This window comes from Lyngbya sp. CCY1209 (genome assembly GCF_055795065.1).
The window spans coordinates 1-2,419 of record NZ_JAYFER010000396.1 but is presented as its reverse complement, the minus strand read 5'-3'; the positions used below and the strand labels follow the sequence as shown (position 1 = coordinate 2,419).

The 2,419-nt window shown below is 56.0% G+C and carries 2 protein-coding genes; one reads left to right on the top strand and one right to left on the bottom strand.

Annotation, left to right across the window (positions count from 1 at the left end; all coding sequences use genetic code 11):
- Positions 1-137: 137 nt before the first annotated feature.
- Complete coding sequence (locus AC0QHF_RS11880; protein WP_324704427.1) at positions 138-1,445, bottom strand: ABC transporter substrate-binding protein; 1,308 nt, start codon at positions 1,443-1,445, stop codon at positions 138-140.
- Positions 1,446-1,491: 46 nt separating this feature from the next.
- Between AC0QHF_RS11880 and AC0QHF_RS11875 the strand changes: the two genes are divergently transcribed.
- On the top strand, positions 1,492-2,340 hold the full coding sequence (locus tag AC0QHF_RS11875) for a TIGR04283 family arsenosugar biosynthesis glycosyltransferase (RefSeq protein ID WP_324704426.1): 849 nt from the start codon (positions 1,492-1,494) through the stop codon (positions 2,338-2,340).
- Positions 2,341-2,419: the final 79 nt, after the last annotated feature.

Here is a 2,419-nt window from a genome sequence, read left to right as displayed (position 1 = left end):
GGTTTTTTGACCGCAAAACCTTCCCAATCATCTTCAGATGATTTGAGCTGTTAGCTTGGGAATTGATTCCCAAGCGGTTTGGATATCCAACCCGTTTTGTTCCGAGCATTCAACCGGATTTGATATGACAGCCAACTTCACGATCGCCCGTTCCAGTCCGCCTCCGCATCCGCGATCGCCCATTCCACCGTCTTTTGATTCAGCATCGCCGCCTGCAAGTTGTTGTAAATAATCTTCTGCAATTCCTTGATATCTTCCAAAGGCGGAATCAAAATCTCCGCATTTTCCATCTGTTCGGCGCTGATCATTCTGGCTTTATCCTGCGGCGGTGCGTCTTCGCTTACAGTTTGGAAAAACGGATTTTCTAAAGCCTCAGTTGTCGAAGGAATCACGTTCGCCTCTTTTGCGAACTGCAATTGGTTGTCAGAATTGGTGACAAATAAGGCGAAATTGAGGGCATCTTCCGGCTGGGAAGTCTGCTGGGGAATCACCAAATTCATCACCGCCACGGAGGTTTTACCCGTGTCGCCGTTGATGGCCGGTGCGGGGGCGGAAACCTTGGCGATATCGGGAGCATTTTCCGCGATCGCACGGAAGAATTGCGGCCCGGTTGTCAACAGGGCAATTTCCCCCGCCTGGTACAATTCGATCGCCCGCCGATGTCCCTGCGTCAACACTTCCCGGGGCAACAAATCCCGCTGATATAAATCCACCCAATATTCAAACGCCGCCAACCCTTCGGGAGTATTGAACGCCGCCTTTCCATTTTCATCGATCAACGTCACCCCCATCTGAACCAAAGACTGCAAAACCTGGGAAGAATCTTCCGGCACGAAGGACACGAACAGGGCATATTTTCCGGTTTCGTCTTTGATGGTTTGGGCGACTTCGGCGAGTTCCGAATAGGTTTTCGGGGGTGCGGCGACTCCCGCCTGTTTCAACAAATCCTGATTGTAAATCGTGATTTGAGTCGTGAGATACCAGGGAATTCCGAAGGTCGTCTCTTCGCAGGTGTCCCCATCGCAATTTTTCAAAACATTGGCTTTCCAAATATTCGGCAAATAGCGCGATCGCACCTCCTCCGACACGCGATCGCCCAAATTCAACCAGGCATCCCGCCCCGCCAGCAGCGCCGCGAAATCCGGGTTCAAATTCACCACGTCGGGGGCCGTATTCGCCGACACCGACGCCAAAATTTTGCTCTCCATCGCCGACCAGGGCACATCCACCCAGCGAATTTTAACCTCCGGATTTTCCGCCTCAAAATCGGCGATCAACCCGTTAAAATAATCGTTAAATTGCGGCTGAAGCTGCATCGTCCAAAACTCCACCTCCCGGCGATCGCCCAATTCGGCATCCGGGGCGGCACAGCTAACCGCCCAACTCAACAGCAGCCCGAACAGGGCAAAACAGACAAACTGCTTCCAGGTTTTCGATCGCTTCATGGAGGTTTCGGAAAAATGATGGGCGGACGTAACCAGCGAGACGCTGATGCGATTCAATCCGTTCCAGGTTATATCATTTTTGTGGGGATGGGTGAAGCACCGGGGAGGGCGCAACCATTCGCCCCTACAATTTAATAACCCCACACCTATCGGAGATTTTCCCGTGCTGCGCGTCTCTATTATCATCCCCACGCTGAATGAGGCGGGGTGTCTGCGTCGGACGCTGCGACACCTGCAACTGTTGCACCCCCCACCCTGGGAGGTGATCGTGGCGGACGGCAAAAGCGAAGATGAGACGGCGGCGATCGCGATCTCGATGGGGACGCGGGTGGTGGGGTGCGACAGCCCCGGACGTTCGCGGCAGATGAACCGGGGGGCGGAAGCGGCGACGGGAGACGTGCTGTGTTTCCTCCACGCCGACACCCTCATCCCCGACGATGCGATCGCCGTCATGTCCCACACCCTAGCGGATACCGAAATTGTCGGCGGCGGCTTCATCTCCCTGATGGCCGGCCCCCACGTCACCCGCTGGGGCATCTCCCTGCACAACTATCTCAAAACCTACTACGCCCCCCTCCTGTTCCGCCCCCACCTATTTTTTCGGGGGTTGCGGGTGTTGTTCGGCGATCAGGCGATCTTCTGTCGCCGCGACGCCTTCCAAGCCTGCGGCGGTTTCGACGATGCCCTCCCGATCATGGAAGACGCCGATCTATGCCGTCGGTTGGTGCGTCGGGGCCGAATCCGCCAGGTGAACCGCACCGTCCGAACCAGCGATCGCCGCGTGGCCCGCTGGGGTTCCGTGAAGGCGACGGCCATCTATCTCTACATCGGTTTGCTGTGGGGATTGGGGGTTTCGGCGGACGATTTGAAACGATTTTATCGAGATATCCGATAGTGTAGCGCTGCGCGCGGGTGTAGGGTGTAGGGTGTAGGGTGTAGGGAATAGAAACCGCATCCCCCCCAGCCCCCCTTTG

What these genes read in the sequence shown, in the direction of transcription:
- AC0QHF_RS11880 (WP_324704427.1), bottom strand. Translation starts at nt 1,445, where the DNA reads ATGAAGCGATCGAAAACCTGGAAGCAGTTTGTCTGTTTTGCCCTGTTC.
- AC0QHF_RS11875 (WP_324704426.1), top strand. Translation starts at nt 1,492, where the DNA reads ATGCGATTCAATCCGTTCCAGGTTATATCATTTTTGTGGGGATGGGTG.